The sequence below is a fragment of the Rummeliibacillus sp. SL167 genome, assembly GCF_007896505.1.
GTDB classification, from domain to species: domain Bacteria; phylum Bacillota; class Bacilli; order Bacillales_A; family Planococcaceae; genus Rummeliibacillus; species Rummeliibacillus suwonensis.
Map to the genome: position 1 here is coordinate 1 of NZ_VCBM01000014.1, position 1,636 is coordinate 1,636.

Genomic DNA, 1,636 nt, shown 5'->3' on the forward strand with positions numbered 1-1,636 from the left:
AAGAACTTATTTCCGAAATATTCCTTAGAAAGGAGGTGATCCAGCCGCACCTTCCGATACGGCTACCTTGTTACGACTTCACCCCAATCATCTATCCCACCTTCGGCGGCTGGCTCCCAAAGGTTACCTCACCGACTTCGGGTGTTACAAACTCTCGTGGTGTGACGGGCGGTGTGTACAAGGCCCGGGAACGTATTCACCGCGGCATGCTGATCCGCGATTACTAGCGATTCCGGCTTCATGTAGGCGAGTTGCAGCCTACAATCCGAACTGAGAACGGTTTTATGAGATTAGCATACTCTCGCGAGTTAGCGACTCTTTGTACCGTCCATTGTAGCACGTGTGTAGCCCAGGTCATAAGGGGCATGATGATTTGACGTCATCCCCACCTTCCTCCGGTTTATCACCGGCAGTCACCTTAGAGTGCCCAACTAAATGATGGCAACTAAGATTAAGGGTTGCGCTCGTTGCGGGACTTAACCCAACATCTCACGACACGAGCTGACGACAACCATGCACCACCTGTCACCAATGTCCCCGAAGGGAAAACTCTATCTCTAGAGCGGTCATCGGGATGTCAAGACCTGGTAAGGTTCTTCGCGTTGCTTCGAATTAAACCACATGCTCCACCGCTTGTGCGGGCCCCCGTCAATTCCTTTGAGTTTCAACCTTGCGGTCGTACTCCCCAGGCGGAGTGCTTAATGCGTTAGCTGCAGCACTAAGGGGCGGAAACCCCCTAACACTTAGCACTCATCGTTTACGGCATGGACTACCAGGGTATCTAATCCTGTTTGCTCCCCATGCTTTCGCGCCTCAGCGTCAGTTGCAGACCAGAAAGTCGCCTTCGCCACTGGTGTTCCTCCAAATCTCTACGCATTTCACCGCTACACTTGGAATTCCACTTTCCTCTTCTGCACTCAAGTCTCCCAGTTTCCAATGACCCTCCACGGTTAAGCCGTGGGCTTTCACATCAGACTTAAGAAACCGCCTGCGCGCGCTTTACGCCCAATAATTCCGGACAACGCTTGCCACCTACGTATTACCGCGGCTGCTGGCACGTAGTTAGCCGTGGCTTTCTAATAAGGTACCGTCAAGGTACGTCCATTGCCTGACGTACTGGTTCTTCCCTTACAACAGAGTTTTACGATCCGAAAACCTTCATCACTCACGCGGCGTTGCTCCATCAGACTTTCGTCCATTGTGGAAGATTCCCTACTGCTGCCTCCCGTAGGAGTTTGGGCCGTGTCTCAGTCCCAATGTGGCCGATCACCCTCTCAGGTCGGCTATGCATCGTCGCCTTGGTAGGCCGTTACCCCACCAACTAGCTAATGCACCGCGGGCCCATCCTGTAGTGACGCGAAAGCGCCTTTCAACTCTTCCCCATGTGGGGAAGAGGATTATCCGGTATTAGCTCCGGTTTCCCGAAGTTATCCCCGTCTACAGGGCAGGTTGCCCACGTGTTACTCACCCGTCCGCCGCTCAATCAGAGGAGCAAGCTCCTCGTCATGCGCTCGACTTGCATGTATTAGGCACGCCGCCAGCGTTCGTCCTGAGCCAGGATCAAACTCTCCATAAAAGTTAAGTTTGAAAGCTCATTTGCTTTGCTAGCGTATCATCCGAAGATGATATCTATTTT

At 52.7% G+C, this 1,636-nt stretch carries 1 rRNA gene; it reads right to left on the reverse strand.

Annotation, left to right across the window (positions count from 1 at the left end):
- Window positions 1-28: 28 nt before the first annotated feature.
- A 16S ribosomal RNA gene (locus FEZ13_RS19215) occupies window positions 29-1,576 on the reverse strand.
- Window positions 1,577-1,636: the final 60 nt, after the last annotated feature.